Source organism: Bradyrhizobium sp. RDI18 (genome assembly GCF_043203335.1).
In the GTDB taxonomy this organism is placed as follows: domain Bacteria; phylum Pseudomonadota; class Alphaproteobacteria; order Rhizobiales; family Xanthobacteraceae; genus Bradyrhizobium; species Bradyrhizobium retamae.
Genome location: NZ_JBICRN010000008.1, coordinates 2,133,424 through 2,147,099, shown reverse-complemented (window position 1 = coordinate 2,147,099; position 13,676 = coordinate 2,133,424). Strand labels below are relative to the sequence as shown.

The window sequence follows — 13,676 nt, the reverse complement described above, 5'->3', positions numbered from 1 at the left end:
ATGGATGAGGCGAGCATTCTCACTCATATGAGCCGGTCACTTGTGCTCTTCATGATCTGGGTTCTGCCACCGCTTATCGCGGCGGTCGTTGTCGGCTTGGTCGTCGGCATCATCCAGGCGGCAACGCAGCTTCAGGATCAAACTTTGCCACTGACTGTGAAGCTTCTTGTCGTTGTCGCGGTGATCGCTTTGTTCTCTCCAGTGCTCAGCGCCGCGCTGATCAAGGAAGCAGAGCAGGTATTTACCGACTTTCCCGCACTCACAGCAAGTATTAGCCGACGTTAGATGAACGTCCCCTCACTCACCGAGACGCAAACTCTGATCCAGGCGGCGCTCGAACTCGTGCTTGCAGCCGGGCTCGCGGCAGCCCGCGCCCTTGGCATTATGTTGGTCCTTCCCGTATTTACGCTGCCGCGCATTAGCGGGCTGATTCGCGGCTGCGTGACCTTTGCGATGGGACTGCCATGCCTGTTGCAGATCAGGCACGGATTGCAGTCGCTGGATGAGGGCTCACGACTGATCAGTGTCACGCTGCTCGGTTTGAAGGAGGTGTTCGTCGGCCTGCTCATCGGCTTTTTGCTCAGTATTCCGTTATGGAGCATCCAGGCAGTGGGTGAGATCATCGATACCCAACGGGGGATTACGAACCCTGTTGCTTCCGATGATCCAGCCACGCGCGGCCAGGCTTCGGCGACAGCGGTTTTACTCGGTACCACTGCGATTGCGATTTTCGTTCTAGCCGGGGGATTGGAGAATATGATTAGGGGCCTTTATGGCAGCTATTTGATCTGGCCCGTGTATCGGCTGATGCCTAGCTTGACCGTGCAAGGCGCGATGGCATTTCTGGGGCTTCTCGATCACATCATGTATACGGCGCTACTGGTCTCTGGCCCCGTGTTGGCATTCCTGCTGCTACTCGATGTATCGGTCATGATACTCGGGCGGTTTGCGCCGCAACTCAAACTGAACGATGTCTCTCCCACCATGAAGAATCTGGCGTATGGGATAATTATGGTAAGTTACGCCACGTTCCTCGTCGAATATATGGGATCGGAAATCAGTCAGTCCAACACCGTGCTCGAGTTGTTCAAGAACCTCCTTAAATGAGTGGCTCGAGCGAAGAGAAGAAGCTCCCTCCCACTCCCAAGAAGCTAAAAGATGCGCGCAACAAAGGGCAGAGTCCGCGCAGCACCGATTTGGTCAGCGCAGTCAGTGTTTGCGCCGGTTTCGGCTGCCTCTGGTTAAGAGCCGGCCTCATTGAGACCAAGTGGTATGAGACGATACGGCTAATCGACAAACTGCAGGGGCAGCCGTTCACAAGCGCGGTCCAGCAGGCGCTGGGCGGCTTGATCGAACTGTTTCTTGCGGCCGTTGGTCCATTCCTCGCGGCCGGTGTTGCCGCTGGTATTCTAGCGGGGGGTCCTGGCCAATGGTGGATTAAACGTCTCTTTCGAGCCCTTAAAGCCGAAATTCGAGAACTTGGATCCCATGAAGGGGCTCAAGCGGATTGCGTCTAAGCGGTCGCTCATTGAACTCTCGAAGTCGCTTCTTAAGGTGTGCGTTCTCGGCGCAAGCTTGCTACTCACGGTTATCGCAAGTTGGAAGGCGCTGGTATACTTGCCAACCTGCGGTAGGGGGTGTCTCAACTTCGTGTTCACTGAGATCAAATTGCTGACCGAAATTGCTGCCGGTGCTTTTCTGATCGCCGGATTGGCCGATCTTCTTATCCAGCGCTGGTTGTTTTTACAGGACATGCGCATGACGGAGACCGAGGCCAAGCGCGAGACCAAAGAACAGCAGGGCAATCCGCAGGTCAAACGAGAACACCGTCGCCTTCGTCAGGAGACGGCGAACGAGCCTCCGCTTGGCGTGCATCGCGCTACATTGATAGTGACAGGACAAGCGATCTTGATTGGGCTTCGCTACATTCGTGGCGAGACCGGCGTGCCGATCGTGGTTTGCCGTGGTGAGGGCGAACTTGCCTCACGACTGCTTGTTGAGGCGCAGTCGCTGCGCCTCAGCATTGTCCAGGATCCAGCCCTGGCGCGACAGCTCATCCGGAATGCCAGGCTGGGCAACGTCGTTCCTGGGGAGTACTTTGAAGGGGTTGCGAGAGCACTCTATTCCGCCGGGCTGGTCTAGACATTGCTTATGGCAGCAATATTGCGCCATCCGGCGCGCTATCGAGGCGACTGTATATCCCTCGTCGCCGTTGACCCGGCTTCTGGCGAGGACCTGTTGCCAATTCCATCTTCCAAGTCGCTCTTGTTGCGTCGCCCCATGGACCCATATGTGGCAACAGGAATGGCGGCACGATCGCCTTTTGTTGCCATGACAGCTCTATTGTCCAGCAGGTCGCCCGGATCGTTGACCATGACTCCCAGATTGTTGCGGATTGAGCAGCCTAGCGTCTGGTCGAACGAATTATCGTTAATCGAAGGACCAATGATCGAAAGGGACGGACATACGGGAGGACGTGCTTCATAGACAATTGCCTCGATTCGTACCGCGAAGCCGACAGGCCGGTCGATGCGAGAGCCGAACAGGCGGACGTTGTAAGGCGCGACGCCCATTGCGCGGGCCTCGCTGGCTACCTGCGCGGCGAGCCGGGGCGAGCCGGTGATATCGAGATGGAGCGCATCAAACCGACCGCGACTGGCGCCGGCAATGAAATCCCTCAGTCGATACCGCTCGAGGCCACGAAGGCTCTTCAGCACCAAGACACTGTTCTGCTGCTGCACCATGATTGCTTGTTCAGCCGGCCCAGTGTTGATCAGCGCAGTGCTTGTGCAGCCGCCTAGGCTCGCCATCAGAACCAACAGATGGGGCAGGGCTCGTAAAGTCATTCGACGATCCTCATTCGATAATAAAGCCGGCGCCGCCTGTCGCGCCTGGTACACTGGTGCGCGGAGCGTCGCGGCCTCGCGGCGGACTTGCCAACGTATTCGTCAAGGTGCGCCCCATATCTGAGGGCGGTCCGACGCGGTCGGCGGGGGCGCTCATCCGGTTCGGGTTCGATGCTGGCCGCACGATGTAAGGCGTGACAACAATAACGAGCTCCGTCTCCTGCTTTTGAAAGGACGAAGAGCGAAACAGCGCACCGAGAATGGGCAGGTCGCCTAACCAAGGAAAAGTACTGATATCCGTGCTGAAGTTACGCCTGATTAGCCCGCCTATTGCAAAGCTTTGTCCGCTCCCAAGCTCGATAACCGTCTCCGCACGCCTCGTAGAAAGGGCGGGCACGGCCATTCCGTTCACTTTGACCTCACCTTCTTTCGAAATCTCGCTGACCTCAGGTTTCACGCGGACATTGATTTGATTGTTGTTAAGAACAGTCGGGACGAAGTCGAGGCTCACTCCATAGTGACGAAATTGGATCGAAACCTGTCGGTTGTCCTGCATGACCGGAATTGGAAATTCGCCGCCCGCCAGGAAGCTCGCGGACTCACCGGACATTGCGGTGAGATTCGGTTCAGCCAGTACGGAAGCGAGGTGCTCGCTGGCGAGCGCGTCGAGAACAGCGCCGACGTTGATACTACCGGCGCTGAAGCCGATACCTGCCTTGCCGCCGCCGCTAGCCGTGCCGGAACCAGTACCTTTGCCGCTGCTAAAGAAAAAAGTGCCATTCTGACCCAAAGCAGAGAGATTGATGCCGAGCTCCTTCATGGCGCTGCGTGAGACCTCCGCTACGCGAACGCTCAGATTGACCTGTAACGACCCGGCGACCTGAATTTTATTGAAGACCAGCGCACCCGGACCGAGAAACTGCTCTGTGACCCTCACGGCAGTGGCGACGACATCGGCATTGGGAGCCGTACCGTTAAGGATCGCGCCGCGGGGGGTATAGCTGACTTGGATCGGATAGTCGCCGACCTGGGCCTTCAGCATGGCACGCAGATCCTCGATCGATTGCGTGACGATAACTCGAAACTCGGCGAGAGCTTCCCCATTGTCGTTCAAAGCGAACAGGCTGGTCCGTCCGGACTTCTTGCTAAAGACGAAGATGGTCGTGTTCGATGGCGCTTGATAATCCGCGATTGTCGGGTCGGCAACAAAGATGCTCGCCGCCGGCCCGGGCAGATGAATTGTCTTGCCGAGCGAGGAGGAAAGGACCAGCGTCCCCTTGATGCTGCTAGGAGCCGCGCGCGGCGGCCCCCCTCTAGCGTCCCGCGTCGTCTGAGCTGCGGAAGTTAGTGGCGATAGCAAAGCGACCGCGCACAGGAGGTGGGAAAGAGAAGGACAAACGGCAGACCACAGGGCGCTAGCGACGATCGAGCGTCGATCGCTGCCACCCTCATTATCAAGAGCGATCTTCAAGGTAGTCTTTGCTTTCAAGTTCGATCGACTACGCGGCCGATGCCGCGCTGTTCAATTCAAGGATATAGCCGACGCCGCGTGCAGTTGTGATCCGTAGCGTCGCACCAGACTGGTTCAAATGACCGCGCAAGCGATAGATTGCGACTTCAAGTGCATTGGTAGAGACCTCGTTGTCAAACGCATAGAGGCTATCCTCCAGCGACGCGCGTGGCACGGCGCGACCTGCGCGGCTGAGCAGATGCTCAAGAATGCACACTTCGCGGCGTGCAATCTTTAGCGGCCGACCACCAACTGAAACTTGCCGGGCGATCGGATCGAATTTTAGATTACCAAACACAACGACGGGGGCTGTCATTTGCGTTGATCGCCTCAGAATGGCTCGCATCCGAGCGATGAGTTCATCAGTAGACACGGGCTTGGGCAGAAAATCGTCTGCACCACCATTGAAAATGGCGATCCGCCTACCGAGATCATTGCGGCTGCTCATCACCATGGCAGGCATCAAATGTCCGTCGCGTCTCAACCGCTTCAGCCAGTCCAGGCCGTTTCCATCCGGTAGGGCCAACTCGAGCAGGAGAATGTCGTACTTGGCGTAGTCGAGAGCGGTCGCCGCCTCATCCAGCGTGCCCGCCACATCAACGGCGAAACCGCAATCCGAGAGCGCTTCTTGCACAGCGCGCGCAAGGTCCGCATCATGATCAACCAGTAGCGTTCGCATTTCATTGCCTCTTCATGCCAAAACTACCAAGCAGATCACCGTCGACCATGAAGTCGGGCGAAATTGAGTTCTCCAGCTTCAACGTAAACGTCGGGAGACGGTACCGACTAAGAAGAGCAATGTTGCCAACGGCCAACATCGCTCCGCCCATTGCCTGTCGATTAGCAATTTCGGCCGTTTGCTGTGGATCGCATGCGTCCTTGACAGTCAACGTGGTCTTGATGTCGGGAACCAGACCAGAATCAGTCAGAGCATTGAGCGCTGTGGCAGGACCCTCGTGCATCTTCGCGCCAATCTCGGCAGTGCTTCCGGTCATCGGCTCGGCGAGCGCATTGCCAGCACGCGCAATCGAAACCAAAGCACAAGAGAGAATGGCTGGATTGGCATCCGAACTGATACGAGACATTTGGAAGCTCCCCATGTTGCCCTGACTCTGCGGTGAGTCTTGCTATGCCATCGACCTGTGAGGTCGTTTGGTCATAGCAAATGCAACCTTGAACGCGTGAAGACAGATCGCACCCCCGCAGCGGGCCGATGCTCTAGATGCCGCTAACGTGGGACGAAACAACCAATGCGCCGCGGGCTATGAAAAGATTGGCTCGGTGGGCGGTGACGTGCATCGGGAGCGCGAGAAAACCCTGCATTTAGACAGATCCAACGCGCCCGCTTGGCTGCGGCCCATCTGGCACACCGAAGAATGGCGAGTCCGTCCCCGCAGCGGCGTTATCAGGCATGTGGTTCGGGTGGTTCCGCCGCCTGCATTCCACCTCTCGGGAAGAACGGCGGCGGATACCGAACTTGGACTCAACTTCATTTCCCCTCCGACAACGGGTACGCGACGACAGCGAGTACTGCTCTTGAGCTCCTCGTGCTGTTGCCGCCTCAACTTGGCCGGCGCGGGTACCCCGTCCGGCGCGTAGGCTACGTTGCCAACAGGCTTTCGAGTGGACTGACCGAGAAGCGTGACGGGGTCGAGCGGTGTGGCCCTACGGGTTAGAGACATTCGCAATTCTTGCTACCTGTCAGAAAGTGTTGCACGCGACGCATTGTCGCGACTGATGTCTGAAACCCTACAGTCTGACGCTACGTGCGATTCAAGTCCCTTCGAGAGCTCGTGCATAATTATTTAAAAAAATCGCAGGCTTGCTGAGGCAGCCACCATGGGAAATTGGATAAAAAGCACCGCGACGCATCAAAGCAGCAAAGCATCTTACGGGAACCAGAGGGCCTTCGCTGGCGCCGAGACTCACCATTCGTTGTCATCTGGACGGAAGACCGGCGCCTGTCATGATGGGCGACAGGTTCCGTACGGCTGATCATTCCAAGACGTCAATTGCAAGATGAAGACTGAATTACTTGGCATCGTGATGTTGCGACTACGATCTCAGCAACAACCTGGCACCCGCGAATTCAGTTCAATTCGCTCCAAACCTGGGCAATAAGTCAAAAAGCAAGTTTCCCGGTCCATCAATGCCCATATCTCTTGGAGCGAGCAGCCAAGCTCCCCTGACGGTAAAATTTATACATTCGGAAGCCATGCGCATCGCAGTGATGCGGAGTGCGTTCGGGCAGCCTCTAGGTCTCCCCATCGACGCACGCCGCTGGCGGGCTATCGGTCTGCTCGGGGAGGGCTGCTGAAGTCGAGCGGTTCGACCCCTTACGGGTTTGAGACATCTCGCAATTCCTTCCCCGGAGGATTCGACAATGAGAAAGCAGTGTCGTGCGCAAATGGATCTGTTCCTTCCCGTGACCCGGCCCGGCGATAGGAGTGGCGCCGAACGCCAGAAGGCGGTGGCGCTTCTGCGAGTATTGCTAACGGAAGCTGCGGCGAAGCCGCCAACGAGCCTCAGGCCAACGGCAAAAATGGAGCAGGCAATGAGTAAGATCACGCTCGCGCACCTGGCCCGTGCCGCTTTCGTGTACATCCGCCAATCCACAGCGTATCAGGTCGTCAACAATCTCGAGAGCCAACGACGCCAGTATGGCTTGGTCGAACGCGCGCGGGAGCTTGGCTGGGAAGACGTCCAGCTTGTCGATGATGATCTCGGCCGATCCGGTGGCGGAGGAGGCCCAGCTCGAGACCCTCAAACAGACGCAGCATGCTCCAGTCTTTCCGCCGCGGATCGCGCGAGGCTGATGACTCTCGGCCAGGATTTGACCAAGGCGTGGAACAGTCCCGTGGCGTCCATCGAGACACGCAAGAAGATCATCAGACTATTTGTCAAAGAAATCATCGTCGATGTCGTGGGCGATACAATTGGCGCTCATCATTCACTCGCAAGGCGGCGACCACACCCAGTTGACGGTCAAAAAGAACAAAATCGGACAGACCCGCTGGACGGTCGAAGCCGCTGTCCTCGATCTCGTTCGCGCATTGGCGAGGCAATTATCGGACACGGCAATCGCTGCGATCCTCAATCGGTCCGGCAAGCTGACTGCACATGGTGCGAGTTGGACACGATCCCACGTTTGCAGTCTCCGGAAAACCAACGGCATTCCTGTCTACCGCAAATGTGAACGAGCCGAGCGCGCCGAAGTGACGTTGGATGAAGCCGCCGACATTCTGAAGGTGAGCCGCACGACCGCCTATCGGATGGTCAGCAGTGGCGCCCTTCCGGCCCGGCAGCTGTGCGGCGGGGCGCCCTGGATTATCCGGATCGCCGACCTGCAGCGAGGCGCTGTGTGCCGCGAAGCCGATGCCAGACGATCGCGTCGTCCGATATCTCGATATCCGCAGCAAAATCTCCTTCCTTTATAAGGGCATCACCAGATGAGTAGTATGACGCGCCAACGTCATGACCGGCGAAGAGCGCGTTTTTTCTGGTCAAGCAGATCGGCCGGATCGCGTTTTCGGCCGGATTGGTGTCGAGCTCGAGACGCCCGTCATCGAGGAAGCGCGTCAGTCCCGGCCAATGATTGAGTGCGTAGCGGATGTCCTCGGCGAGCATCGAGCCGCTCGAGATCATCGACAGCTGTTTCTCGAACCATGGCTTCAACGCGGCGACGATGGGTAGCGAATGCTCCTTGCGTGCGGCCAGCCGGATGTCCGGGGATAGACCGCGGACCGTGGCTTCGATGGCGTAAAGCTGTGCGATCTGCCGCACCGCGGCCTCGGCGATCGCCGATTTGCTGTTGCGCGCCAGCTTGACGAAGCGCCGGCGCAGATGGCTTCAGCAATGCACGAGCGTCCACGGCCCTTGCGGGCGAGCGAGCTCGGCGAGCCGATCGTAGCCCTTGTACCCGTCACATTGCAGGAAGCGCCCGTTAAAAGCGCCCAGGAACTGCTCGGCGAAAGCGCCGCTGCGTCCGGACGCATTCGGAACAGCACGATCGGCGGACTTGGGCCGCTATGGCCGCGGTCGTCGGAGCGATCGCCCAGAAGAAGCCTTTCTTGGTCTGGCCGCGTCGCGATCGAGCATCGGCGCCGTGGTTTCATCCATGAACAGGCGATCTGCCATCGCCAGATGGCGGCGGCATGTGATCGCCGACAGGCTGGAGATGGAAGCAGGCGCGACCGGACCAGTTGCCCAGCGTCGCCCGGTCGATCCGGATCCCCTGCACTTTGATGCGCAAGCAGTTCGCTTGTCACATGACCGAGCGCATCGAGCCCTTCCACTGTATCGACCGGGTTGACACAGTTGCGCCCTTGACCTAGCGCATGTCCGAAGATCGCCGCACGAACTCGACATTCCATGCATTCCAGCGCTTACCCATGGTCAGCCCATCAGCCATTTGGTCGCCCCGGGGATCGCTGCGATGTTGCTGCCGATAACCGTCCCGAGCGCCGGACCGACGCGCCTGAAGATACCAGTCCAATCCTTGCCGAACAGGATCAGCACCGCAACGAACAGGCCGCCGATATCACGCGGGCGTCGATGACGCCGAAGTAGAACACACCATCGTTGAGTACCGGTCCCATGGTCAGCTCCCCTTGCACACACCGGGTTCGCAAGATTCGGGCAAAGGCATGAATTCGATCTCACTTCGCTGGCCAAAAGGGCAGATGTGACAGGCCACTCCCCCGCCTGTCAAAGCCGTGTTCAACCCAGGATCAGCACGATGAACCACACGCCTTGTAAGCGCCTTCACATAGCAGATCAGTATGCCTGCCCTCCGCAATCATCCGCCCCTTGTCTAAGACGACGATCCTGCCGGCAACCACAGATAGTGCTGAGTCGGTGAGAGATGACCACGATGGTTTTGCCGGCGCGGCGCAAGTCCTCAACCAGCCGCTCGAACCACACGGCGACTGCCAAATACTTCCTTGATGCAGGTGAGGGGCAGCCTCACGCGGTTGCTGCGCCTGAAGCGGAAGGAGATCGCCAAGCGCAAGGCGAACCCGCTTTCTCGACACCTGCACAACCTCAAGCAGCCTCGCCAGAGCCGTCAGGGCTTGAACCGTACGTGGCGTGAGGTTGTAACCTTAGACCGAACGTGCGCCCAAATTCCAAATTGAAGCCGGAGTAGGACGGCTTGTTCGAGATGAAAGCGGACGTCTTGCGTCTACTCGGGCCAAGTTCAATCCCGACGTGCCGCACCGCTCTTTCAAAAGGAGGGTGCAGGTAATGAGCGAACTGGGAGAAGGGGTACGACTGTCGTTCTGTGGCTTTGTTGTCGACCTCAGCGATCGGCTTTCTCAAGCTGGATCCTCTGAGTCCAGCTTAGCTCCGGGTCAGCTATGAAGATTTACCTCATATAGGGAGAGTGATGTGGAGCACAACTATAACGGATGGTTCAATACGGACGCTTGGATACATCAGTACGCTGCCCTGCAAGAGCAGCAGCGGACGAGGCAAGAGTCGGACCACATGCCTGCGGATCAAGCTGGCTTTGAGCAGCAGCTGAGCGACCTGCAACTCAGTTCCTCTGATGAGAGCTCGGCTGAGCTGAGTTCGCCCGACACTCGACCCGCAAAGGCGCATGACAGTATCCAGCGCACTGACGTTGGCGGTTCGATGCGGATGCCGCCGCAGTCCAATCCTCTGGGCAACTCGATCAACAGCACGCGCTACAGCGTAGATCTGCCTCGCGCTCACCTTGGTGGCTCACCTGCTGGGGCATCGCAGTCTGACTTGCGTGACAGGCTATTGAGTGGCACGCGCTATACAGCACCATTGGAACCGGAGCCCGTCGCGCGGACAAGGGATAAGAAGAGCGGAGGACTGTTTTCTCGCGTTAAATCAGGGCTCGGCAAAGTCTTCGGAGGAAGTCGCGATGAAAAGTCGATCGGTGGCCCGGCTTCGGATGTGGTCTATTCAGAGCTTCGTATCGATTGCTACAAGCGCAGCCGCGCATCCGAAGAGGACGCGGCCCTCATTTCCGAGTTCGCGCGACGGGCTGCAGGCAGTTATGCTCCCAGTAGCATTGAGAAGATGGCGCAACATCTGGGCCGGTTCTGCGACTTTTTAAAGTCCAACAACTTGACACTGGCTAGCCTGCTTGAAAACCCTATTCAGTTGAAGGCCCATGCGAATGAATTTGTGAATGCGGGGGGCATAAAGCGAGTGCATGCCGCATTGGAAGCGCTTCGGAAGTCCCGCGCCGGCGAGTTGTTGTCTCCTCCTCCTTCTCCGCCGCCCCTTACCGGAGACGCGCTACTCATTCGCCAGTACGCGGCAGCAGCCCGGGCACATAATGTTCCCGGCAATACCTTCAGAGCTCATACGGATGTTCTTACGCACTTTGCTGAGTGGCTCACAGCCAAACAGAAGCCATCCCTGACTTCTCGGTTTCGAACTGACGAATTAGCCGAGGACATCATGGCCTACGGCGAGGAGAATGACCACAAGGGCCGCCTCTTTACGGCCCTGAATCATCTCCGAAGGCTTCAGCCTGACGGGGGAGGGTTCGAAACACTCGGACCGGGGCCACGCGTCATGGGGCGCCGTACTTTGAGTGCTTATGAGAGCGACGCCGGCATCATCGACGGCGCCACTGACGTAGCCTTGGGCAGGCTTGGACCTGAATCGACTGCCAAAGAGAGGGCGCCTATCCTCAACGTCGCTAGTAATCAGCGCAGGCTTAGTGACTGGCTGAAAAGAGAGGGCAGGGAGAGCATAGAGAGTCGACTCAACGGCAGTGAGGAGCAGGAGAAACAATTGCAGAAAGATATCTCGGAGTTCAAGCGAGACATTGGCTATCCGGCAATCCGCTTGGGGATCAACAACCTTCGGGGGTACCTACGCGGCGAGCTCCAGCACGGGCTTCATCCTCTTCATCCTCGCCGGCTTCATCCTTATGACGACGACGCCAGCATCATCGATGGCCTGGCCAAGGAACAGCTAAGCAAGCTCGGATCCGACCCGGCTTCCCAATCGAAAAAGAAAGATGTGCGGAATACTGCTTCGGCGCAACGTAGCTTCAGTGATTGGCTCCGAACCACGGGTAGAGAGAGCATAGTGAGTCGAATCAACGGCAATGATCAGCAGCAACGGTCGTTGAACGTAGATTACCGGGAATTCACCCAAGCCAAACGGAACATCGGCCTGAGTTTGAACAAGCTACTCAACCAGCTTGGGCCGTACCTACGGCTCGTCGAAGCAAACAGAGCGCTGGGTGTGGCCTTCCCTGAGCGGCCGAGTCAGGAATCGCCGCTTGCCGGGTCGAGCTTATCGTGGTCGCCACGAGTGCCGTCCGACTTCGACCCGAGTGAGTGGCCGACGCCGCAAGGCCCGGCTGGGTCGAGCTCAACCTGGTCGCCGCGAGTGCCGTCCGACTTCGACCCGAGTGAGTGGCCGACGCCGCAAGGCCCGGCTGGGTCGAGCTCAACCTGGTCGCCGCGAGTGCCGTCCGACTTCGACCCAAGTGAGTGGCCGACGCCGCAAGGCCCGGCTGGGTCGAGCTCAACCTGGTCGCCGCGCGTGCCATCCGACTTTGACGCGAGCATGTTTCCCACACCGCAGGAGATGCGTGACGATGCTCAGTCAGCGCCGGTGCTTAGCCCTGCCGGCAGACCCCCGTTCTTCATCGCGCCATCAGGCGTGTCTCAAGAGCTAGAGGATATTGGACATCTCGTCGGCGACGATTGGCAGCATGGCTCCCAGCCTGTCCCGGATTTCCTGCTCGATGTACTCGACAACAAAATGCTGATGCCGAGTTCGCGAATGGTTCCGCAGCCGGTCTCTATCAACGGTGAGACCTACTCGATCACGTTAGGGCCGCGAGGACGCAGCGACGCTCAGCTTATCCATCATCCTGGCCCATCCTCGGTTCCTGATGCCCGGATCGGCGCTCCGGCTACGAGTGCCTCTTCCGGCGACCGCAGCGGACGGGTGCTCGGAGCCAGGGAATGGCTGGGTGACGAGCATATCCAGCGGGACTACGAACTCCTGGCGCAGGAGTTGCGGGGGAGCAATCCAAATCTCGCCGCCCGGACTCGGTTCGTGGATCCTCTCATGGCCTTTCGGGTGGGCCAGGGTACCGAGATCGACGCGCTACGCGCATTCCATCGCATTGTCGATGATCGGAATGGTAACGATACAGCCGACTTCCTGTTCTTGCCGGTGAACGATGCCAGCGCTACGGACATCAATCGCCGCGGCACCCATTGGTCGTTGCTGCTGGTGGACCGCCGCGATCGCGAAAGGCCGGTTGCCTACCACTACGACTCCGCCCGGGGACACAATGACAGACCTGCAGCAATGCTCGCAGCACGGGTGGGAGCCAACCTGCAAGACGCCCCCATAAGCCAGCAGAGGAACGGCTATGATTGCGGCGTCTTCGTGGTGGACGGTACGCGGGCGCTGGTTAGGCGATTGGCGGAAAGACAGCAGGCAGACCTGAACCTCGACAACCTCGTCGTCGATCGGCAGGCACTGCAGAACCGACTGAGGGGCTGATGTGGATGCGCCCCGTCCTGTACGGGTGGCGATCTCCAGGATTAGGGGGCGGCCTTTGGCCGTCCTCTGCAGCAAGTCGGCGACTCCGAATCCGCTTGCTCGCGCAGTAAATCTGGCCGTGGCGTTGGCAATGCCCCACGACAGCTGTGTTATCGCCGATAATCGCCTGACCGGCGCGAGCGATTGAGGATGACGAGATGCTGCGGCTCGAATTGGCCGACCTTGTGGAAGGCGGTTGATCGAGCGACACCGCGGCATTGATCGGACATTACTGGCCGGATCAGTCACCAAAAGGCCGCCTGATGCGGGCTTGCCATTTGATTCGTAAACCAACAGCAGTCGTTCAGACATGGGCGGCATGGTGACCAACCAATCCTGGTAGGTGCGTCGCGCGTCTTTCGGGTGATACAATCCGGCGGCAAGCTCTGGCTGCCCTCCCAGGGCGGCAGGTCAGCGTAGCAAGCTGAGGCGGTGGCCGGCTGTGGGAGTTGGCGGCGCGCGGTAGGGACAGCGCTTGCGGCACGCCCCAGCGCCGAGTCACGTCGCCACTGACTTCTCTGGCAGCGCGGGCGCGGTAGGGACAGCGTCGGCTCTTCTCACACGTTACCAAACAACAGCCGGCGTGGAGGGGTGCGGGCAGCCAACAAATCGCCGCAAGGTAATGCGCGCCTTCAAGATCGCTGTCAACTCTGCCAAGTTCAACTCGCGACTATGGAGGCTGGCATGCATTGGCTCGAAAACTTGATGCATGCGCTTGTATCGCGGAATTGCGCGGGGCAAGCAGGCGATGTCCGATCACCAAT

General features: G+C 58.7%; 10 protein-coding genes and 3 pseudogenes. 6 read left to right on the top strand and 7 right to left on the bottom strand.

Annotated elements, in window-relative coordinates:
• From ACFXS9_RS19425 to ACFXS9_RS19415, 3 genes and pseudogenes are all read left to right on the top strand, one after another.
• Positions 1 to 285, top strand: coding sequence for an EscS/YscS/HrcS family type III secretion system export apparatus protein (locus ACFXS9_RS19425; protein WP_057847258.1), 285 nt, complete (start codon positions 1 to 3; stop codon positions 283 to 285).
• Positions 286 to 1,107, top strand: a complete 822-nt coding sequence (sctT, locus tag ACFXS9_RS19420; RefSeq protein ID WP_392691217.1) for a type III secretion system export apparatus subunit SctT — start codon at positions 286 to 288, stop codon at positions 1,105 to 1,107.
• Positions 1,104 to 2,142, top strand: a pseudogene (locus ACFXS9_RS19415) (EscU/YscU/HrcU family type III secretion system export apparatus switch protein). The gene sctT and the pseudogene ACFXS9_RS19415 overlap by 4 nt, the downstream one beginning before the upstream one ends.
• Positions 2,143 to 2,180: 38 nt before the next feature.
• Here the strand turns inward: ACFXS9_RS19415 and ACFXS9_RS19410 are convergent.
• The 4 genes from ACFXS9_RS19410 to ACFXS9_RS19395 all read right to left on the bottom strand — a co-directional run bounded on the left by ACFXS9_RS19410 (position 2,181) and on the right by ACFXS9_RS19395 (position 5,441).
• Positions 2,181 to 2,846, bottom strand: a complete 666-nt coding sequence (locus tag ACFXS9_RS19410; protein ID WP_392691214.1) for a CpaD family pilus assembly lipoprotein — start codon at positions 2,844 to 2,846, stop codon at positions 2,181 to 2,183.
• 10 nt (positions 2,847 to 2,856) lie between these two features.
• Positions 2,857 to 4,272 carry a type II and III secretion system protein family protein gene (locus ACFXS9_RS19405; RefSeq protein ID WP_392699867.1) on the bottom strand — a complete coding sequence of 472 codons (1,416 nt, stop codon included), beginning with the start codon at positions 4,270 to 4,272 and terminating at the stop codon, positions 2,857 to 2,859.
• 73 nt (positions 4,273 to 4,345) lie between these two features.
• The gene (locus ACFXS9_RS19400; RefSeq protein WP_392691211.1) at positions 4,346 to 5,035 is read right to left on the bottom strand and encodes a response regulator; all 690 of its coding nucleotides are present in this window, start codon (positions 5,033 to 5,035) and stop codon (positions 4,346 to 4,348) included.
• Position 5,036: 1 nt separating this feature from the next.
• Positions 5,037 to 5,441, bottom strand: coding sequence for a hypothetical protein (locus tag ACFXS9_RS19395; RefSeq protein ID WP_392691208.1), 405 nt, complete (start codon positions 5,439 to 5,441; stop codon positions 5,037 to 5,039).
• A gap of 1,298 nt (positions 5,442 to 6,739) precedes the next feature.
• Here ACFXS9_RS19395 and ACFXS9_RS19390 point away from each other — a divergent pair.
• Positions 6,740 to 7,552, top strand: coding sequence for a hypothetical protein (locus ACFXS9_RS19390; RefSeq protein WP_392691205.1), 813 nt, complete (start codon positions 6,740 to 6,742; stop codon positions 7,550 to 7,552).
• Positions 7,437 to 7,793 (top strand): helix-turn-helix domain-containing protein, encoded by a 357-nt coding sequence (locus tag ACFXS9_RS19385; RefSeq protein WP_392699865.1) that lies wholly within the window; start codon positions 7,437 to 7,439, stop codon positions 7,791 to 7,793. The genes ACFXS9_RS19390 and ACFXS9_RS19385 overlap by 116 nt, the downstream gene beginning before the upstream one ends.
• Here the strand turns inward: ACFXS9_RS19385 and ACFXS9_RS19380 are convergent.
• The 3 genes and pseudogenes from ACFXS9_RS19380 to ACFXS9_RS19370 all read right to left on the bottom strand — a co-directional run.
• Positions 7,684 to 8,289: pseudogene (locus ACFXS9_RS19380) on the bottom strand (transposase). The gene ACFXS9_RS19385 and the pseudogene ACFXS9_RS19380 overlap by 110 nt on opposite strands.
• 462 nt (positions 8,290 to 8,751) lie before the next feature.
• Positions 8,752 to 8,874 carry a hypothetical protein gene (locus tag ACFXS9_RS19375; protein ID WP_392691202.1) on the bottom strand — a complete coding sequence of 41 codons (123 nt, stop codon included), beginning with the start codon at positions 8,872 to 8,874 and terminating at the stop codon, positions 8,752 to 8,754.
• 212 nt (positions 8,875 to 9,086) lie between these two features.
• Positions 9,087 to 9,267: pseudogene (locus tag ACFXS9_RS19370) on the bottom strand (hypothetical protein); the annotation flags it as partial.
• Positions 9,268 to 9,744: 477 nt separating this feature from the next.
• Between ACFXS9_RS19370 and ACFXS9_RS19365 the strand changes: the two are divergent.
• Positions 9,745 to 12,873, top strand: a complete 3,129-nt coding sequence (locus ACFXS9_RS19365; RefSeq protein ID WP_392691199.1) for a Ulp1 family isopeptidase — start codon at positions 9,745 to 9,747, stop codon at positions 12,871 to 12,873.
• Positions 12,874 to 13,676: the final 803 nt, after the last annotated feature.